The following is a 16664-nucleotide window of genomic DNA, read 5'->3' as shown; positions in this document are numbered from 1 at the left end:
CAGACTGCGCCTACAGCTCGAACCCAAGCATCACCGCACACACCACCAAAAACCCGCAGAACAGCGTGCGCAAGACCTTCTCCGGCAACGCATGGGCCAGCTTCACTCCCCAACTGATGCTCAGCAACCCACCCACGGCCAGCGGAACGCCGATGCCCCAGTCGACACTCTGGTGCACCCCGTAGGTCAACAGTGTCACCATGGTGCTCGGCGCCGCCAATGCCAGCGACAGCCCCTGGGCCACCACCTGGGTAGTGCCGAACACCGAGGTCAGGATCGGCGTGGCCACCACCGCCCCGCCCACGCCGAACAGCCCGCCCATGGTCCCGGCGAAGCTGCCCAGCACGCCCAGCCAGGGCCACGGATAACGCAGCTGGTTGCTCGGCGGTCGCACCGGCAGGAACATCCGTGCCACGTTCCAGATCGCCAGCGCCACCAGAAAACCGACGAAGTACAGACGCATCGACTGGGCATCGATGCCCACCGCCCAGATCGACCCCAGCCAGGCGAACACGAAGCTGCACAGCGACAACGGCACAGCATGGCGCAGCTCGATGCGGTTGCGCTGGTGGTAGCGCCACAGCGCCAGCAGCACGTTGGGCACCACCATCACCAGGGCGGTGCCCTGGGCCAACTGCTGGTCAAGGCCGAACAGCACGCCCAGCGCCGGAATGGCGATCAACCCGCCGCCGATGCCGAACAGCCCACCCAAGGTGCCGAGCGCGGCCCCCAGCACGATATACATCACCCACTCGATCATCAGCGCCTCATCCGCCTGCTTTCAGAGAATGAGGGCATGCTAGCCAGTCACGGCTGGCGGGGAAACGCATAGCAGCGCACAATGGCTTTGCGCATTTCGCACAAGCACCGAGCCGCCATGAGCCCCGACATCCTCACCGAACAACTCAGCCTGTTCCTCGACGTGCTGGAAACCGGCAGTTTCTCCGCCGCCGCCCGGCGCCACCCATTGACGCCCTCCGCCGTGGCGCGGCGCATCGACAGCCTGGAAAGCGCGGTTGGCAGCCGCCTGTTCTCGCGCAGCACCCACGCCGTGCGCCCGACGCCGGCCGGCAACGCCTTCGCCGAGCGGGCCCGGCGCATCATCGAGGAGCTGCGCCTGGCGCGCGCCGAGGCGGTTTCATTGAGCAATGCCCCGGAAGGCTTGATCCGCATCGACGCACCAGCCGCCTTCGGCCGTCGCCACCTGGCCCCGGCCATCGCCGACTTCCTGGTGGCCTATCCCGGGCTCGACGTGCAGCTGCGCCTGATCGACAGCTTCGTCGACCTGCACGGCAGCCACCTGGGCGAGGTGGACCTGGTGCTGCGCGCCGGCCCCCTTGCCGACACCCGCCTGGTGGCCACGCCCTTGGCCTACATGGTGCGCATCGCCTGTGCCAGCCCCGGGTACCTGGCCAGCCGCGGGGTGCCGGCCTGCCCCAGCGAGCTACCCGGGCACGACGGCCTCGACTGGGACGGACTGGCTCCGCCGTTCGCCTGGCGCTTCGCGGTCGACGGCCAGACCCGCCTGTACCGCCCGGCGCGCATGCGCATGGCCGCCAACAACGCCGAGACCCTGCTGTTCGGCGCCCTGGCCGGCTTGGGCGTCGCACACCTACCCACCTGGCTGATCAGCGACTACCTGCTGCGCGGCGAACTGCTCCCGCTGTTCTGCGACAACGGCCTGCCGGAGCCCGAGACCAGCGGCATTTATGCCCTGCGTCTGGAACATGAAACGAACTCTCGCAGCCGCTTGCTGCTCGAATTCCTCAAGAGCCGTTTCAGCCCGGTGCCGCCCTGGGACCTGGCGCTGAGAAGCGAGCTGCGCTGGCAATGAGCGCACCAAGCTTTGGCGTGCTAGATTTTAACCCTTACCGATTCCAAGGACCTGCATGAACGCCGACACCCAAGCCCCCTGCGACGCGCTGCTGCTGGACAACCAGGTCTGCTTCGCCCTGCACTCGACCTCGTTGCTGATGACCAAGGTCTACAAGCCCCTGCTGCAGGCACTGGGCCTGACCTACCCGCAATACCTGGCCATGCTGGTCTTGTGGGAACAGGACGGCCTGACCGTGGGCGAGATCAGCCAGCGCCTGCTCACCGACCCCGGTTCGCTGACACCGCTGCTCAAGCGCCTGGAAAGCGAGGGTCTGCTCAAGCGCAGCCGCAGCCGTGAGGATGAACGGGTGGTGCTGGTGCAACTGACCGACCAGGGCCGCGCCCTGCAGGCCGAGGCCCAGCGCGTGCCGCAGTGCATCCTGCAGGCCAGCGGCCACAGCGCCGAGCAGCTACGCAAGCTGCAGGCCGACCTGGTCGCCCTGCGTGCGCAGCTGCAAGAAAACCTCTGACGTCTAAGCTGTGAGATGGCTGTTCGGATGAATGGTCGATTATTTAGCTTGCGCACTAAATAATTGCGCGCTAAATTAAATTCATACCCACTCAGCGCCGACGGCGCGCAGCACTCAAGCGAGGCTCAAGATGCAAAAGGTCACTCCGCTGTACATCGCAGAAGCCACCTCCACCGGTGGTCGTGATGGCAAATCCCGCTCCAGCGACGGCAAGCTGGAAGTCAAGCTGAGCACCCCCAAGGAACTGGGTGGCGCAGGCGGTGACGGCACCAACCCCGAGCAGATGTTCGCCGCCGGCTACTCGGCCTGCTTCATCGGCGCGCTGAAGTTCGTCGCCGGCCAGGAGAAAAAGGCCCTGCCTGCGGATGCGTCGATCACCGCCAACGTCGGCATCGGCCAGATCCCGGGCGGTTTCGGCCTGGACATCGACCTGCACATCAACCTGCCGGGCCTGGCCCAGGCCGACGCCGAAGGGCTGGTGGAAAAGGCGCACAAGGTCTGCCCTTACTCCAACGCCACCCGCGGCAATGTGGATGTGCGGTTGCATGTGACTGTCTGAGGACGCCATCGCGCCGCTGCGACTTGCCCCGCGATGAAGGCGGCACGGTTCCACAGACACAAAAAAACCCGGCCGAGGCCGGGTTTTTCGTGCTCATCGCAAGAAGGATTACTTCTTGGAACGGCCCTTGAAGGAGCCATCGCGAGTGTCGATGTCGATCATCTCGTCGATTTCGATGAAGTCGGCAACTTGTACTTCGGTACCGTTGGCCAGCTTGGCAGGCTTCATGACCTTGCCCGAGGTGTCGCCGCGAGCAGCGTTCTCGGTGTAGACGACCTGACGGCTGATGGTGGTCGGCAGTTCTACCGAAACCACTTTCTCTTCGTACATGGTCAGGGCGCAGACGTCCTGCATGCCTTCTTCGATGTACGGCAGAACGGCGTCGATGTCCTCGGCGTTCAGTTCGTACATGGTGTAGTCGGTGGTGTCCATGAAGGTGTACGCATCACCACTGATGAAGGACAGGGTCACTTCCTTGCGGTCGAGGATCACGTCGTCCAGTTTGTCGTCGGCGAAGTAGACGGTTTCGGTCTTGTAGCCGGTCAACAGGTTCTTCAGCTTGGTCTTCATGATCGCGCTGTTGCGACCGGACTTGGTGAACTCGGCTTTCTGGACCAGCCACGGGTCGTTGTCGATCCGCAGTACGGTACCGGGTTTCAGCTCTTTACCAGTTTTCATTACGCAATATCCGAATCTGGATGGATTTATAAAAATCGAGGCCGCGTATCATAGCGAATTTCGGTAAAACTGTACCAGCGTCGTGGCAAGGTCCGGCCGAGCGGCCTGAACCGCACACCATTGGTCGGCATGCCGTTGCAGCTCCGGCAAGTGCCGCAGCACCCCGCGCCAGGCCGCGCCCATGTCGCGGTCCATGTTCCAGGCCCGCCACAATTCCACCAGTACGTCGCCCGCCGCCTCCGACAGGCCCTGGCGATAATGCGCCAGGAACGCCTCGAGTTTTTCCCAATGGGCGTTCTCATCCTGTACGTAGATGTGCCAGAGCAGCGGCTTGCCCGCCCACTGCGCACGGACGAACGAGTCCTCGCCGCGCACGGCGTTGAAATCGCAGCACCAGAGCAGGCGATCGTAGTCGTCCTGGCTGACGAACGGCAGTACCTGCAACGTCAACGCGCCCTGCTGGCGGACATCGCCTACGCCGAAGCCGGGTTCGCCCAGCCAGGCGCGCAGATCGGCCAGGATGCGCCCCTCGGGCACCAGCAGATGGCTGGGCACGTCGTCCTGGGCCATGGCATCGAGCCAACTCCCCAACTGGCCGTTTTCATAGGCGAACAGTGAAATCAGCCGCGTGCCGGGCTGCGCGTGCACGCCGAGCCCGGCGAGGAAAGCCTGGCGCGTGGCCGAGTCGCCCAGCAGCGCGTCACGCCGCGCCAGCAACGGGCCTTCGCGCAGCAGCCCGCCGGTGCCCTCGGTGAACCCTGGAAAGAAGAACACCGTGCGCAGGCCATTGCCCTGGGGCGAGGTCAGGCCATGGCAACCTTCGACCCAGTCCTCGGCGCTGAGGTACTCGAGGTTCAACCACAGCGCGCGCGGCTGGCGCGTGGCCAGGGCCTCGACATAGGCCGGTGGCAGGCGGCAGCCGAAGGCGCCGATCACCACGTCGGCGGGCGCCAGCGCCTGCCAGTCCGCCGGCCAGTGGCGCACTTCCACGCCCTGCTGCCATTGCTGCGCGGCGCCGCCATCGGCTTCGGGACACAGGCGCACGAAAGCCTGCAGGTCGTCCACCCACAGGCGCACCGCCAGGTCGTGCTCGGCCACCAGCTGGCGCGCCAGGCGCCAGGTGACGCCGATGTCGCCATAGTTGTCGACGACCGTGCAGAAGATGTCCCAGGTGGTTTTCATCGCCACGTTCCGTTACCTGCGAAAAAAGACCGTGGATTTTGCGGATATTTGCCCGCCAGCAAAAGCGCGGCGCTGAAAAAACCTGTCGCGCCATGCGAGAATGGCCCCCACTAACCTGCCTGCCAGGAGGCCGCCATGCCCCGCCCCCGCGAATTGAAGATCACCCTCAGCCCCGTGAAACTGGTGCTGTGCGTCGCCCTGGGCCTGTGGCTCGGCGCCGTGGCCATCGCCCTGAGCCTGTGGCTGGCCTTGCGCCTGTGGCCGGCACAGGTGCAGCCGCTGGTCGAGGCCGCCGTCCCCGCCGTGGTCCAGCCTGCGCCTGCTAGCGCGCCAGCACAACCGGCCGACGCCCAGGCGCAGATGTTCGAGCACTACAAAGAGATCCTGCACAAGCAGGAACTGCAACAGGCCGCCGAGGCTGCCCAAGGCAACCCGCGCAACCTCAACAGCCCCAAGTGCCAGTTCTGGCTGCAGCAGAACCGCACCGCGCCGACCGACAAGAGCCAGGCCAACGTGCTGGAGTTCTGCTACTGACCATGGACAAGGCCAGCCTGCTGCAACGCATCATCGCCACCCTCGAGCACGACATGGAGGTGCTGCGTCGCGCCGCCCAGACCGCCTACGAGGCCGCCACCGCCGAAGAGAACATCGCCGAGAACAAGTACGACACCCTGGGGCTTGAGGCGTCGTACCTGGCCACCGGGCAGGCGCGGCGCACGGCCGAGATCCGCCAGGCGTTGCTGACCTACCAGCAGTTGGCGCTGCGCGATTACGACCCGGCGCGGGGGATCCAGATCGGTTGCCTGGTGACCCTGGAAGACGAGGCGGGCCAGCGGCGCCGGCTGTTCCTCGGGCCGGAAGGGGCCGGCCTGAAGATTGGCGAGGGGGATGGGCTGGTAACGGTGATCACGCCGCGCGCACCACTGGGGCAGCAACTGCTCGGCAAGCGGGTGGATGATGAAGTGAGCCTGGTGGTGTCCGCAGTGGCGCAGGTGCAGTTCATCATCGAGATCACCTGAGCCAGCGCGATCGCGGGGCCATCAATGCCCCCGCAGCGCATCGAACCGCCCCGCCAGCCCCCGCTCGGCGAACTGCTCCACCACGAAATCGATGAAGGCCCGGGTCTTGCCCGGCAACAGCTTGCGCTCGGCGTAGTACAGGCTGATATGTCCATCGTCCACGTACCAGTCCGGCAATACCCGGCTCAGGCGCCCTTGGGTCAGGTAGGGCAAGGCGAACGGCAGGCTGACCAGGGCGATGCCCAGGCCTTGCTCGGCCACCGCGCAGGCGGCGTCCGAATCGCTCATGGTCAGGCGCTGGGGCAGTTGCAGCGGCTGTTGCTCCTGCCAGCGACTGGTCAGCGGCCAGCTGCGCACCCGGCCGGTCTGCGGCGAGCGGATAAGGATGCCGGCGCACGCCTGCAACTGCTCCGGGCGACTCAGTGGTCCGTGCTGTTGCAGGTAGCCCGGCGAAGCGACCAGCACCCGGTGCGCCGGGGTCAGCTTGCGTGCCACCACCCCGGGCGGCAGTTCGAAGCCACCACCGATGGCGGCATCGAAGCCCTGGCCGATCAGGTCGACCTGGCGGTTGTCGAAGTGCCAGTCCGCGGTCACCGCCGGAAAACGGGCGAGGAACTCACCTAAAAGCGGCAACACGTACAGGCGCCCGAATACCGTGCCCATGCTGACGCGCAGCACGCCCGAAGGATGCCCTTCGCAGTTGGCAAGGTTGGCCACGGCATATTGGATGGTGCGGAAACTCTCGCTCACCTCGGCCAGAAAGCGCTGCCCGGCCTCGGTCAGGGTCAGCTTGCGCGTGCTGCGCAGGAACAGGCGCACGCCGAGCCGCGCCTCGAGCTGGGCGACGTTCTTGCCGACCGCCGCCGGGGTGAGCGACAGGCGCCTGGCCGCCTCGGCAAAGCTGCCGACTTCGGCGCTGCGGATGAAGCATTCCAGGCTGCTGAACGATTCCACCACGGCCATTATCAACTCCTGGTTTATTCTAAGTAACTCGATTGCCATCTTATCAACAGGTAATCGAGCGCGGATACTGCGTCCATCCCAAGGCATCCGGCCTTGCTTCACCGCAGGAGATCAGCATGTCCCAAACACTTCCCCTCACCGGCAAGGTGGCCCTGGTCCAGGGCGGTTCACGCGGTATCGGCGCGGCCATTGTCCGGCGCCTGGCCCGCGACGGCGCCAAGGTCGCCTTTACCTACGTCAGCTCCAACGCCAGCGCCGAGGCCCTGGCCGGTGAAATCAACAACGCCGGCGGCCAGGCCCTGGCCCTGCGCGCCGACAGCGCCGATATCCAGGCCGTGCAACAGGCCGTCGCCGACACCGCCAAGGCCTTCGGCGGCCTCGATATCCTGGTCAACAACGCCGGCGTGCTGGCGGTGGCGCCGGTGGCCGAGTTCGACCTGGCCGACTTCGACCGCCTGCTGGCAATCAACGTGCGCAGCGTGTTCGTGGCCACCCAGGCGGCGGTGAAACACATGGGCAAGGGTGGGCGGATCATCAACATCGGCAGCACCAACGCCGAGCGCATGCCGTTCGCCGGCGGCGCCCCCTATGCCATGAGCAAGTCGGCGCTGGTCGGCCTGACCAAGGGCCTGGCCCGGGACCTCGGGTCGCAGGGGATCACCGTCAACAATGTGCAGCCGGGGCCGGTGGACACCGACATGAACCCGGCCAGCGGCGAGTTCGCCGAGAGCCTGATTCCGTTGATGGCCATCGGGCGCTACGGGCAGGCGGACGAGATCGCCAGTTTCGTGGCTTACCTGGCGGGGCCTGAAGCGGGCTACATCACCGGGGCGAGCCTGCTGGCCGATGGAGGGTTCGCGGCCTGATTCGCGATCCCTGGTTACCCAGATCGCGCAAGGAGCAGCGTTGCAAGCACCGCCAATGTCGAAGCGATCAGACATCAGATGGCGAGAAGGCTCTGCTCCATGACATCGAGAAAAGCCCGCGCCGCGGGCGTGGGGCTCGGCGACCAGACCGCGTAAAGATGCCGCACCGGCGCATCCACCAGCGATACCGTGGCCACGCCCTGAAAACCCCGGGCGATACGCTCGGGAACCAACCCCAGCGCCATCCCGCGCTGGACGAACTTTTCCACCAGGCGAATATGGCCGATCTCGAACTGCACCCGATGCCGCAACCCCGCCGCCTGGAACGCCTCGTCGGTCTGCCGACGCGCCCCGGTACCCTCGGGAAAGTCCACCAGCACCTCATCGGCCAGATCGGCCAGGGCCAGCTGCGCCCTGCCCGCCAGCCGGTGGCCGGGCGGCAACACCGCCACCAGCTCCTCCCGCGCCAGCAGGCGATGCTGCACACCATGCAGCGTTTCGCCCTGCCACAGGCCGATGAAGCCCACATCCAGGCGCCGTTCGCAGACATCCGCCACCAGCAACTCGCTCTTGGCGGTCAACCAGCGCACGTCCACATCCGGATAACGCTCATGGAACACCGCCAGCAGATCGACCAGGTCCAGCGCGGTGAGCGAACTGATCTCACCGATCGACAGACGCCCACGCACCTGCCCGCAGGCGGCGGCCACATCCTCGGCCACCCGCCGCGCCGCCGCCACCGCCGGTCGGGCGCTGAGCACGAAGGCCTCGCCGGCCGGGGTCAGGCGCACGCGCCGCGAACTGCGCTCGAACAGGCTCACCCCCAGTTGTGCCTCCAACCGCGCCACCTGGTGGCTGAGGGCCGACTGCACCACGTGGCAGCGCTCGGCGGCGCGGGTGAAGCTGCCGGTGTCGGCCACGGCCAGGGCGTATTCGAGCTGCTTTAGGTTCATCGAACTATCTGCTTTCAAGATGGATAAGTTGAAAACTATACATTGGTGTCATGCCAGACACTTCCTGATACTTGTCGCCACACACCCTTGCCTGCAACGAGACTATCCATGACCGCCCCGACTCTTGGACGCGCCCTGATCCTGCTGATGGCCACCGCCACCGGCCTGGCCGTGGCCAGCAACTACTATGCCCAACCGCTGCTGCACAGCATCGCCCAACAATTCGGCCTGAGCACCGCCAGCGCCGGCACCATCGTCATCGCCGCCCAGCTCAGCTACGGCGCCGGGCTGCTGTTGCTGGCGCCGCTGGGCGACCTGTTCGAGCAGCGCCGGCTGATCGTCACCATGGTGCTGGTCGCTACCGCCGGGCTGGTGATCAGCGCCTGCGCGCCGAGCCTGCCTTGGCTGCTGTTGGGCACCGCGCTGACCGGGCTGTTCTCGGTGGTGGCCCAGGTGCTGGTGCCCATGGCCGCCGCCCTCAGTGCCCCGGAGCAGCGTGGGCGCGCCGTGGGCACGCTGATGAGCGGGCTGTTGCTGGGCATCCTGCTGGCGCGCACCGCCGCCGGCTTCATGGCCGAACTGGGCGGCTGGCGCAGCATCTACGTGCTGGCGGCGGTGCTGATGGCGATCAGCGCCCTCGCGCTTTACCGCAGCCTGCCGCGACACCACAGCCACGCGGGGCTCAAGTACCCGGCGCTGATCGGCTCGGTGTTCCGTCTGTTCGTCGAGGAGCCGGTGCTGCGCCTGCGTTCGCTGCTGGGGTTGCTGGCCTTCAGCCTGTTCGCGCTGTTCTGGACGCCGCTGGCGTTCCTGCTGAGCAATGCGCCCTACCACTACTCCGACGCGGTGATCGGCCTGTTCGGCCTGGCCGGCGCGATCGGCGCGCTGGCGGCCAACTGGGCCGGGCGCCTGGCCGATCGCGGCAAGGGCCCGCTGGGCACTACCGTGGGGCTGGTAGCACTGCTGCTGTCGTGGGTGCCGCTGGGCTTCGCGCAGCAGTCTCTGGTGGCGTTGCTGGTGGGGGTGCTGCTGCTCGACCTGGCGGTGCAGCTGGTGCATGTGAGCAACCAGAACGCGGTGATCGTGCTGCGGCCGGAGGCGCGTACACGGCTCAATGCCGGGTACATCACCTGCTACTTCATAGGCGGGGCGCTGGGGTCGTTGCTGGGGACGCAGCTGTTCGAGGTGCGTGGGTGGGATGGGATCGTGGTGGCCGGGCTGGTGATCGGGGCGCTGGCGCTGGTGGTGTGGGGGTTGGCTGAGCGCAAGCGCGGGAAGCTGGTCGTGGCCGCCTGAATGCCCGGCCCCTCTGTGAGAGCGGCCTTGCCGACCGGTCCGACGCCTCGGCAAGGCCGCTCCCACAGGGATTTGTGCATGACCTGGAGCCTTGGGCTCAGCCTGACTTGCCCTCGATGAACGCTTCATCCACCCGCGCCAGTTGCGTCTCGCTCAGCACCCCGGCCTGGTAATGCAGCTTGATCCACGCCAGCAGGTAGTCGTAACGCGCCTGGGCCAGGTCGCGGCGGGTAGTGGCCAGCTGCTGCTCGGCGTTGAGCACATCCAGGTTGACCCGCTCGCCGCCCTGCACGCTCTTGCGGGTGGACACCACCAGCGCCTCGGCCGCCACCAGCGCCCGCTCGTAGGCGCGCAGGCGGCTGGCGCCGGACTCGCAGGCGTTGTACTGCTTGCGCAGCTCGATCAACGCGCTGCGGGTGTTGCCGTCGAGCTCATACTCGGCCTGCTCCAGGTGCCGGCTGGCCTGGCGGGTCGAGGCCAGCACCCCGCCCCCGGCGAAGATCGGCACGCTGACTTCGATGCCCACGGTGTTGGTGTAGTAGCGCTGGTTGTAGGTGTTACCGCTGTCCGACTCCTGGCGCCGCGAGGTGGCGAAAGCAGTCACCTTGGGCAGGTGCCCGGCACGGTTGCGCTCGACTTCGTACCGCGCCACTTCCAGCGCCTGGCGCGACGAGGCCAGTTGCGGGTTGTTGGCCAGGGCCCGCTCCTGCCACGCCTCGTAGCCGCTGGGGTCGACCACCGGCAGGGCGAAGCCCAGGCGCAGCGGCGCCAGGTCTTCTACCCGCACCGCCGGCTCGCCGATCAGCGCCCCCAGCTCGCGCAGCGCGGCATCCTGCTCGTTGCGCGCCTTGATCTCCTCGGCATCGGCCAGCTCATAGCGGGCCTGGGCCTCGAGAATGTCGGTGCGGGTGCCTTCGCCGGCGTCAAACAGGCGCTGGTTCTGCTGGAACTGCTGGCGGTAGGCCTGCTTGCTGGCCACGCTGATGGCGATCTGGTCCTGGGCGAACAGGGCCTGGGTGTAGCTGGTCATCACCCGCACCAGCAACTGCTGGCTCTGGTCGCGGAAGCTCTCGTCGGCGAACAGCGCCTGGGCCACGCCCTTGCGGTAGCTCGAATAGGCTTCGTAGTCGAACAGCGGCTGCTGAAGGATGAAGGTCGAGCCCATGCTGTTGTAAGTACGGTCCTCCTTCTGCCGACGCGAATCGCCGAGATAACGCACCTCGGAGTCGTTGCGCCCCTTGTTGTAGCTGTACGACAGGCTGGGCAGCAGGCCGGCGCGACCGATGGCGCGGTATTCCTGGCCGGCCTCGCGGGCCTTGAACGCCGCGAGGTAGGTCGGGTCGCGACGCAGGGCCTGCTCGTACACCTGGAACGGCCCCATGGCCGCCTGGACGGCGGTCGGCAGCCAGACACAGGCCAGCAGCAGCCCGATCAGTGGGAACTTCTTCACTGGGCGGTCCTTATTGTTCGGTCAAGGCGGTGCCTGCACGGTCGAGCAGGGGTTTGAACAGGTAGTTGAGCAGCGAGCGCTCGCCGGTGCGCACGAACAGCTCGGCGGGCATGCCCGGGCGGATCGCCAGTCCCTGCAGACGCGCCAGCGCTTCTTCGCTGACGGTGCTGCGCAGCACGTAGTACGGCTGGCCGCTGCGCTCGTCGATCAGCTGGTCGGCCGACACCAGCGCCACCTCCCCGGTCACCCGTGGCGTGCGGTTCTGGTTGAACGCGGTGAACAGGATGTCCACCGGCAGCTGCGGCGCTACCTTGTCCACCAGGTTCACCGGCAGGCGCCCTTCGACTTCCAGCGCGGTGCCCTGGGGCACGATTTCCAGCAGGGTGTCGCCAGCCCGCACCACGGCGCCCTCGGTATGCACGCCGAGGTTGACCGCCACGCCGTCCGCCGGCGCCAGGATCTCACTGTGCTGCAACTCGAAGTGCGCGGAATTGAGCTGCTGCTCCAGGGTCGCGGCCTTGACCTGGGCTTCGGCAAGCTGGGTGCGCACTTCTTTCTGATACTCCTCACGGCGCTGCTGCAGATTGAGCCGGGCCTCGACGATCACCTGCTCCAGGCGCGCGCTCTCGCCGGCGTTCTGCGCCAGGTCGCGCTGCACCTGCGACAGCTGGCGCTGGTACTCGAGCACACGGTTGCGCGGGATATAGCCGTCGCCGGCCAACGGGCGCAGGCTGTCGAGCTGCTCGCGCAACGAATCGGCCTGTGCCTGCAGGTCGCTGCGCGCGCGGCGCATGCCGGTCAGCTGGGCCTGGGAGCCGTCAATGCTGGCGGCCAAGGCGCCCTGCTCGCGGGCCTGGGCCTGGCGGCGGCTGTCGAACAGCTGGCGCTGGCCTTCAACAATCAACGCCAGGCGGGCATCGGAATCTTCCAGCAACTCAGCGGGAAACTGCACCTGCCCCAGGTTGTCGCGCTCGCTCTGCCAGCGCGCCAAGGCGGCGCGGGTCATGCGGTACTGGGCCTGCAGCGCATCGACATCGGCCTGCACCTGGGTGCGGTCGAGGCGGAACAGCGGCTCGCCCTGGCGCACCAGCTGGCCTTCGCTGACCAGAATGCGGCTGACCACGCCGGCGGCCATCGACTGCACCGCCTTGCGCTTGCCCGACACCACCACGGTGCCCTGCACCGGCACGCCCTGGTCGAGCGGGGCGAGACTGGCCCAGGCCATGAAACCGCCGAAACCGACCAGGGTCAGCAGCCACCCCAGGCGAACATGGAAACGTGCGTCACGGGTGTGCTGGCTCATGCGCCACCTCCGGCTTGCAGCGGGCGTTGCGCCGGGGCCTGGCCCATGGCATGGAGGATGTCGCGGGCCGGGCCGAAGCCCTGCATGCGCCCTTCGTTCATTACCAGCAGCTTGTCGGCTTGTGCCAGCGCCGCGCTGCGGTGGGTCACCAGCACCACGGTGCGGCCCTGGGCCTTGAGCTGGACAATGGCACTGGCGAGCGCGGCCTCGCCGTGGCTGTCGAGGTTGGAGTTGGGTTCATCGAGCACGATCAACCGAGCATCGCCGTACAGGGCGCGGGCCAGGGCGATACGCTGCTTCTGACCACCGGAAAGGTCGACCCCCTCCTCGCCCAGGCGTGTGTCGTAGCCCTGGGGCAAGCGCAGGATCAGATCATGCACGCCCGCCAGGCGGGCCGCCTCGACCACCTTGACGCCGTCCAGCTCGCCGAAGCGGGCGATGTTCTCGGCGATGCTGCCGCGCAACAGTTCGATGTTCTGCGGCAGGTAGCCGATATGCGGGCCCAAGGCATCGCGATCCCACTGGCTGAGCTCGGCGCCGTCGAGGCGCACATGGCCGCTGATGGTCGGCCACACACCGACCAGCACCTTGGCCAGGGTCGACTTGCCCGAGCCCGAAGCGCCCAGCACGCCGAGCAATTCACCCGGCGCCAGGGCGAAGTTCACCTGCTGCAGGGTGGCCAGGTTGCGCCCAGGCGGGCCGGCGCTGACCTGCTCCACGGCCAGTTGCCCGGTGGGCACCGGCAGCGGCATCGGCGTCGGCGGCTCGGGGTGCTCGCGCAGCAGGACGTCCAGGCGCTGGTAGGCCAGCTGCGCGCCACTCCACTGCTTCCATACCGCGATCAGCTGGTCGATCGGGGCGAGCACACGGCCCATCAGGATGGAACCGGCGATCATCATGCCCGGGGTCATCTGCCCCTCGATCACCAGCAGTGCGCCCAGCCCCAGCACCAGCGATTGCAGGCACAGGCGCAGGCCCTTGCTGGTGGCGGTGATCACCGCCGAGGTGTCGCTGGCCTTGTTCTGCAGGTCGAGGAAGCGCCCGTGCAAGGTGTACCAGCGCTGGCGCAAGGCGCCGAGCATGCCCATGGCCTGGATGCTCTCGGCGCTTTGCAGCTGGCTGCCGGCCAGTTGCGTCGACTGCTGCTGGAAGCCACTGGCCTCGGCCAGGGTGGCGTGGGTGAGGCGTTCGTTGAGGATCGCCAGGGCGATCAGCAACAGCGCGCCGACCGTGGCCATCACCCCCAGCCAGACGTTGAAGGCGAAGATCACTGCCAGGTAGATGGGAAACCAGGGCGCATCGAAGAAGGCGAACAGCGCGGGGCCGGTAATGAACTGGCGCAGCTGGGTCAGATCGCCCAGGGCCTGCCCGGCGGCGCCGTCACGCTGGCGCAAATTGCGCTCGAAGGCCGCGCGGTAGACCTTCAAGTTGAAACTTTTCTCCAACTGGTTGCCCACGCGGATGACAATGAAACTGCGGATTGCTTCAAGCCCGCCTATATAAACGAAGAAACCGACCACCATCAGCGTCAACACCCACAAAGTTGTGGTGTTCTGCGAACTCAGTACACGGTCGTACACTTGAAGCATATAGATCGACGGCACCAGCATGAGCAAGTTTATCAATGCCGTGAAACAGCCCACGCTGATCAAGGTCGACTTATGTTCGCCGAGTGCCGCCCACAAAGGCGTCCCGGGCTTTTTGCTCGGTAGTTTCATGTTTCGCCCTGGCTCAACTGGAACTTTCTAGTTCCAGGCTGGGATTATTTGTCGAGGCGCTCAAGCACCAGTTGCTTGCCGTCCGGGGTGGTCCAGGCGTAACGCTGGGCGCCTTCGCGACTGAAGTGCACCACGCTGCTGCCGTCACCGCCCACCAGGGCCAGGGTGTCGGGGGTCACCAGCCAACTGCCGGGGCGCAGGCCTATCAGCCCCTTGGCACACTCCAGATCACCTTCGATTTCGCCTTCCGTGGCGCCAAGACGCAGGTCGCAAGCCTGGGCCTGCTGCTGTTCGGGGTAAAGCTGCCAACGGCCGGCCAGTTGCGCGGCGTTGGGGAGTAACAGGCTGCTCGCCATGACTACCTCGGTCATCGACACCATGGGGATCGCGGCCAGCGCGATCGTTCTCAAGTTTGCTTTCATTGGTTCGCCTCACCGGCAAAAAGGGGCGACGCGCAGGCGCCACCCCCTGTTGCATCAGACCACGATGTCGGTGACAGCGGCCTGGCCAACGGTGGTCACCAGGAAGTCAGCCGAGCTGTTTCCGGTGAAGTCGATGGCCAGGCTGCCCAGGTTGGTGGCCTGGTCGTAGGTCAGCAGCGCCTCGCCGGCATGACCGGTAAAGGCGTTGACGAACTGCAGCGGCAGCTTGTTCACGGCGAACGCGGAGATGGCCGACAGGTCGATCTTGTCCACGCCCGAAGTGAAGTCCATGATGCGATCCGGCGCCGCCTTGGTGGAGTCGCTGACGGCCGCGAACACGAAGGTGTCCGAGCCGCTGCCGCCCCACAGCTGGTCGGCACCGCCGCCGCCGTAGATGATGTCGTTGCCGGCACCACCCTTGAGCACGTTGGCCAGCGCGTTGCCGATCAGCAGGTCGTTGCCCGAGCCGCCGATGGCGTTTTCGATGGTCACGCCCTTGGCGATGGAGACGTTGCCGACCATGCCGCCGACGTCGGAGAACGATGCTTCGTTGAGGTTGATCTTCTGGTTCTGGGTGAACCCGGAGAAGTCGAAGGTGTCGTTGCCGCCACCGTCCCACACCGAGAACACCAGCTTCGACGAGGCCGAGGTGGCCGAGTAGAAGTCGCGATCAGCGGTGGAGTTGAAGCCGTAGGTGGTGTCGCTGGCACGGGTGGCGTAGTTGGCGCCATAGAGCTTCTGGATCGCCAGGATGTCGTCCATCAACGGGGCCGAGGCGTAGTACTGACCGCCGCCCTTGATGAAATTCTGCCCGTTGTTGCTCTCGCTCCAGTAGCTCATGACGCTGTAGCCACGGGTATCCTGGGCATAGTCGGCGTCACGGTAGGTCGGGTTACCCTCGCCGGCGTTGTAGTCGCCGGGGTGGGACAGGCCCAGTACGTGGCCGATCTCGTGGGTCAGGGTCTGACGACCGTAGTTACCGGTACCCGGGTTGATGTTGACCTGGTAGCCGCTGTTGATCAGGTACCAGGACTCCCCTTTGTGCGAGCCAGGCCCGTCGAACGGCAGGTAGGCGAATGCTGCGCCGCCGTTGCTGGCGCTGAAGTTGCCGAAGGTCATGTGACCGTCGCCGCCCGATGCCGCCTCGGTGAAGGTGACCTTGGCCACGTCAGCCCAGGACTGCATGGACAGCTTGGCCTGTTGCTTCTGCAGGTCGCTGAACTGGCTGAAGGAGCCCAGTCCGCGGCTGTAGAAGTCCGAAGGTGCCTTGGTCAGGAAGGTGTAGGTGAGGCTGATCGTGCCGTCCTTGTTCAGGTCTTTCCAGGCAGCGCCGTCACGCAGGATGTGATCGGCGGCCTGGTCGGCCGTGAAGGACTTCTTGCCATTGATGTTCGCGCCGCCGCGGTCGTACTGGTGGGCAAAGCTGTCGATCAGGCCGAAGGACGAACTTGGCCCCTTCGGTTGCAGTGCGGAAACGGCGGAAACAATGGCGTTTTCTTTGACTTTCGACATGCAGATTACTTCCTTGTGTACAAAAAAGCAGTTGATGTCCGACAGGGTTCTCCCACCGGGCGAGAACTTCCTGTCACTCGCCTTTATGAGGCGCAAAAAAACTGACACACATTGAAACTTAATGTCCAGCGTTTTTTGACGCCATTTTTTCGTTTTCGAAAATTAACTGTGCCGCACTAATTTGCGCAAACTGCGATGGATCAACGGCGCCAGCGATAAGCATTAGTTACAGTCATGACCCATGGCAGTTATAGACAACGGTTCGAAGTTTACTTTCGAAAATGCGACTTTCACTTGTTGAGCGCCGCCGCTCGCTCGTCTATGCGCTTTACTGCGCGACAACCCGCCACACGACCCTCCGTCGCCTGCTCGTTGACTTGCCGGCGTGGCAAGCGCTC

At 66.0% G+C, this 16664-nt stretch carries 17 protein-coding genes; 7 read left to right on the top strand and 10 right to left on the bottom strand.

Annotated features, from left to right (window positions below):
• Positions 1-10: 10 nt before the first annotated feature.
• The gene (locus AC25M7_RS07230; RefSeq protein ID WP_062361630.1) at positions 11-760 is read right to left on the bottom strand and encodes a sulfite exporter TauE/SafE family protein; all 750 of its coding nucleotides are present in this window, start codon (positions 758-760) and stop codon (positions 11-13) included.
• A 117-nt stretch (positions 761-877) separates the two neighbouring features.
• Here AC25M7_RS07230 and AC25M7_RS07225 point away from each other — a divergent pair, with 117 nt between their 5' ends.
• The 3 genes from AC25M7_RS07225 to AC25M7_RS07215 all read left to right on the top strand — a co-directional run bounded on the left by AC25M7_RS07225 (position 878) and on the right by AC25M7_RS07215 (position 2904).
• Positions 878-1834 (top strand): LysR family transcriptional regulator, encoded by a 957-nt coding sequence (locus AC25M7_RS07225; RefSeq protein WP_069017510.1) that lies wholly within the window; start codon positions 878-880, stop codon positions 1832-1834.
• Positions 1835-1889: 55 nt separating this feature from the next.
• Entirely contained in the window at positions 1890-2345 is a 456-nt protein-coding gene (locus AC25M7_RS07220) for a MarR family winged helix-turn-helix transcriptional regulator (RefSeq protein WP_062361615.1), read from the top strand.
• Positions 2346-2475: 130 nt separating this feature from the next.
• Positions 2476-2904, top strand: a complete 429-nt coding sequence (locus AC25M7_RS07215) for an organic hydroperoxide resistance protein (protein ID WP_027596038.1) — start codon at positions 2476-2478, stop codon at positions 2902-2904.
• Positions 2905-3012: 108 nt separating this feature from the next.
• On the opposite strand, the gene efp is transcribed toward AC25M7_RS07215, so the two are convergent.
• Positions 3013-3582 (bottom strand): elongation factor P, encoded by a 570-nt coding sequence (efp, locus tag AC25M7_RS07210; protein ID WP_062573262.1) that lies wholly within the window; start codon positions 3580-3582, stop codon positions 3013-3015.
• A gap of 48 nt (positions 3583-3630) precedes the next feature.
• The gene (earP, locus tag AC25M7_RS07205) at positions 3631-4764 is read right to left on the bottom strand and encodes an elongation factor P maturation arginine rhamnosyltransferase EarP (protein ID WP_084941794.1); all 1134 of its coding nucleotides are present in this window, start codon (positions 4762-4764) and stop codon (positions 3631-3633) included.
• Positions 4765-4899: 135 nt separating this feature from the next.
• Here earP and AC25M7_RS07200 point away from each other — a divergent pair, with 135 nt between their 5' ends.
• Positions 4900-5298 carry a hypothetical protein gene (locus AC25M7_RS07200; RefSeq protein ID WP_486970896.1) on the top strand — a complete coding sequence of 133 codons (399 nt, stop codon included), beginning with the start codon at positions 4900-4902 and terminating at the stop codon, positions 5296-5298.
• A 2-nt stretch (positions 5299-5300) separates the two neighbouring features.
• Complete coding sequence (locus AC25M7_RS07195) at positions 5301-5783, top strand: GreA/GreB family elongation factor (protein WP_028691740.1); 483 nt, start codon at positions 5301-5303, stop codon at positions 5781-5783.
• Positions 5784-5804: 21 nt separating this feature from the next.
• Here the strand turns inward: AC25M7_RS07195 and AC25M7_RS07190 are convergent, their stop codons facing one another.
• Positions 5805-6746: a LysR family transcriptional regulator gene (locus AC25M7_RS07190; RefSeq protein ID WP_486970895.1), complete on the bottom strand. Its 942-nt coding sequence runs from the start codon at positions 6744-6746 to the stop codon at positions 5805-5807.
• 116 nt (positions 6747-6862) lie between these two features.
• Here AC25M7_RS07190 and AC25M7_RS07185 point away from each other — a divergent pair, with 116 nt between their 5' ends.
• Entirely contained in the window at positions 6863-7612 is a 750-nt protein-coding gene (locus tag AC25M7_RS07185) for a 3-oxoacyl-ACP reductase family protein (RefSeq protein ID WP_486970894.1), read from the top strand.
• Positions 7613-7686: 74 nt separating this feature from the next.
• Here the strand turns inward: AC25M7_RS07185 and AC25M7_RS07180 are convergent, their stop codons facing one another.
• Entirely contained in the window at positions 7687-8565 is an 879-nt protein-coding gene (locus AC25M7_RS07180; RefSeq protein ID WP_028691743.1) for a LysR family transcriptional regulator, read from the bottom strand.
• A 108-nt stretch (positions 8566-8673) separates the two neighbouring features.
• Between AC25M7_RS07180 and AC25M7_RS07175 the strand changes: the two genes are divergently transcribed.
• Complete coding sequence (locus AC25M7_RS07175; RefSeq protein ID WP_186597658.1) at positions 8674-9861, top strand: MFS transporter; 1188 nt, start codon at positions 8674-8676, stop codon at positions 9859-9861.
• 97 nt (positions 9862-9958) lie between these two features.
• Here AC25M7_RS07175 and AC25M7_RS07170 read toward each other — a convergent pair whose 3' ends face one another.
• The 5 genes from AC25M7_RS07170 to AC25M7_RS07150 all read right to left on the bottom strand — a co-directional run bounded on the left by AC25M7_RS07170 (position 9959) and on the right by AC25M7_RS07150 (position 16266).
• Positions 9959-11311: a TolC family outer membrane protein gene (locus tag AC25M7_RS07170; protein ID WP_486970893.1), complete on the bottom strand. Its 1353-nt coding sequence runs from the start codon at positions 11309-11311 to the stop codon at positions 9959-9961.
• Between the two features lie 10 nt (positions 11312-11321).
• Complete coding sequence (locus AC25M7_RS07165) at positions 11322-12614, bottom strand: HlyD family type I secretion periplasmic adaptor subunit (RefSeq protein ID WP_028691746.1); 1293 nt, start codon at positions 12612-12614, stop codon at positions 11322-11324.
• Positions 12611-14332 (bottom strand): type I secretion system permease/ATPase, encoded by a 1722-nt coding sequence (locus AC25M7_RS07160; protein ID WP_062361602.1) that lies wholly within the window; start codon positions 14330-14332, stop codon positions 12611-12613. The genes AC25M7_RS07165 and AC25M7_RS07160 overlap by 4 nt, the downstream gene beginning before the upstream one ends.
• Before the next feature lie 44 nt (positions 14333-14376).
• Positions 14377-14742: an AprI/Inh family metalloprotease inhibitor gene (locus AC25M7_RS07155; RefSeq protein ID WP_232108913.1), complete on the bottom strand. Its 366-nt coding sequence runs from the start codon at positions 14740-14742 to the stop codon at positions 14377-14379.
• 66 nt (positions 14743-14808) lie between these two features.
• Complete coding sequence (locus tag AC25M7_RS07150) at positions 14809-16266, bottom strand: serralysin family metalloprotease (RefSeq protein WP_028691749.1); 1458 nt, start codon at positions 16264-16266, stop codon at positions 14809-14811.
• Between the last annotated feature and the right edge of the window lie 398 nt (positions 16267-16664).

Source organism: Pseudomonas sp. P106(2024) (assembly GCF_057480815.1).
The sequence above is the reverse complement of the archived record's forward strand: the minus strand, read 5'-3'. Positions and strand labels throughout refer to the sequence as shown.

What these genes read in the sequence shown, in the direction of transcription:
- AC25M7_RS07230 (WP_062361630.1), bottom strand. Translation starts at nt 760, where the DNA reads ATGATCGAGTGGGTGATGTATATCGTGCTGGGGGCCGCGCTCGGCACC.
- AC25M7_RS07225 (WP_069017510.1), top strand. Translation starts at nt 878, where the DNA reads ATGAGCCCCGACATCCTCACCGAACAACTCAGCCTGTTCCTCGACGTG.
- AC25M7_RS07220 (WP_062361615.1), top strand. Translation starts at nt 1,890, where the DNA reads ATGAACGCCGACACCCAAGCCCCCTGCGACGCGCTGCTGCTGGACAAC.
- AC25M7_RS07215 (WP_027596038.1), top strand. Translation starts at nt 2,476, where the DNA reads ATGCAAAAGGTCACTCCGCTGTACATCGCAGAAGCCACCTCCACCGGT.
- efp (WP_062573262.1), bottom strand. Translation starts at nt 3,582, where the DNA reads ATGAAAACTGGTAAAGAGCTGAAACCCGGTACCGTACTGCGGATCGAC.
- earP (WP_084941794.1), bottom strand. Translation starts at nt 4,764, where the DNA reads ATGAAAACCACCTGGGACATCTTCTGCACGGTCGTCGACAACTATGGC.
- AC25M7_RS07200 (WP_486970896.1), top strand. Translation starts at nt 4,900, where the DNA reads ATGCCCCGCCCCCGCGAATTGAAGATCACCCTCAGCCCCGTGAAACTG.
- AC25M7_RS07195 (WP_028691740.1), top strand. Translation starts at nt 5,301, where the DNA reads ATGGACAAGGCCAGCCTGCTGCAACGCATCATCGCCACCCTCGAGCAC.
- AC25M7_RS07190 (WP_486970895.1), bottom strand. Translation starts at nt 6,746, where the DNA reads ATGGCCGTGGTGGAATCGTTCAGCAGCCTGGAATGCTTCATCCGCAGC.
- AC25M7_RS07185 (WP_486970894.1), top strand. Translation starts at nt 6,863, where the DNA reads ATGTCCCAAACACTTCCCCTCACCGGCAAGGTGGCCCTGGTCCAGGGC.
- AC25M7_RS07180 (WP_028691743.1), bottom strand. Translation starts at nt 8,565, where the DNA reads ATGAACCTAAAGCAGCTCGAATACGCCCTGGCCGTGGCCGACACCGGC.
- AC25M7_RS07175 (WP_186597658.1), top strand. Translation starts at nt 8,674, where the DNA reads ATGACCGCCCCGACTCTTGGACGCGCCCTGATCCTGCTGATGGCCACC.
- AC25M7_RS07165 (WP_028691746.1), bottom strand. Translation starts at nt 12,614, where the DNA reads ATGAGCCAGCACACCCGTGACGCACGTTTCCATGTTCGCCTGGGGTGG.
- AC25M7_RS07160 (WP_062361602.1), bottom strand. Translation starts at nt 14,332, where the DNA reads ATGAAACTACCGAGCAAAAAGCCCGGGACGCCTTTGTGGGCGGCACTC.
- AC25M7_RS07150 (WP_028691749.1), bottom strand. Translation starts at nt 16,266, where the DNA reads ATGTCGAAAGTCAAAGAAAACGCCATTGTTTCCGCCGTTTCCGCACTG.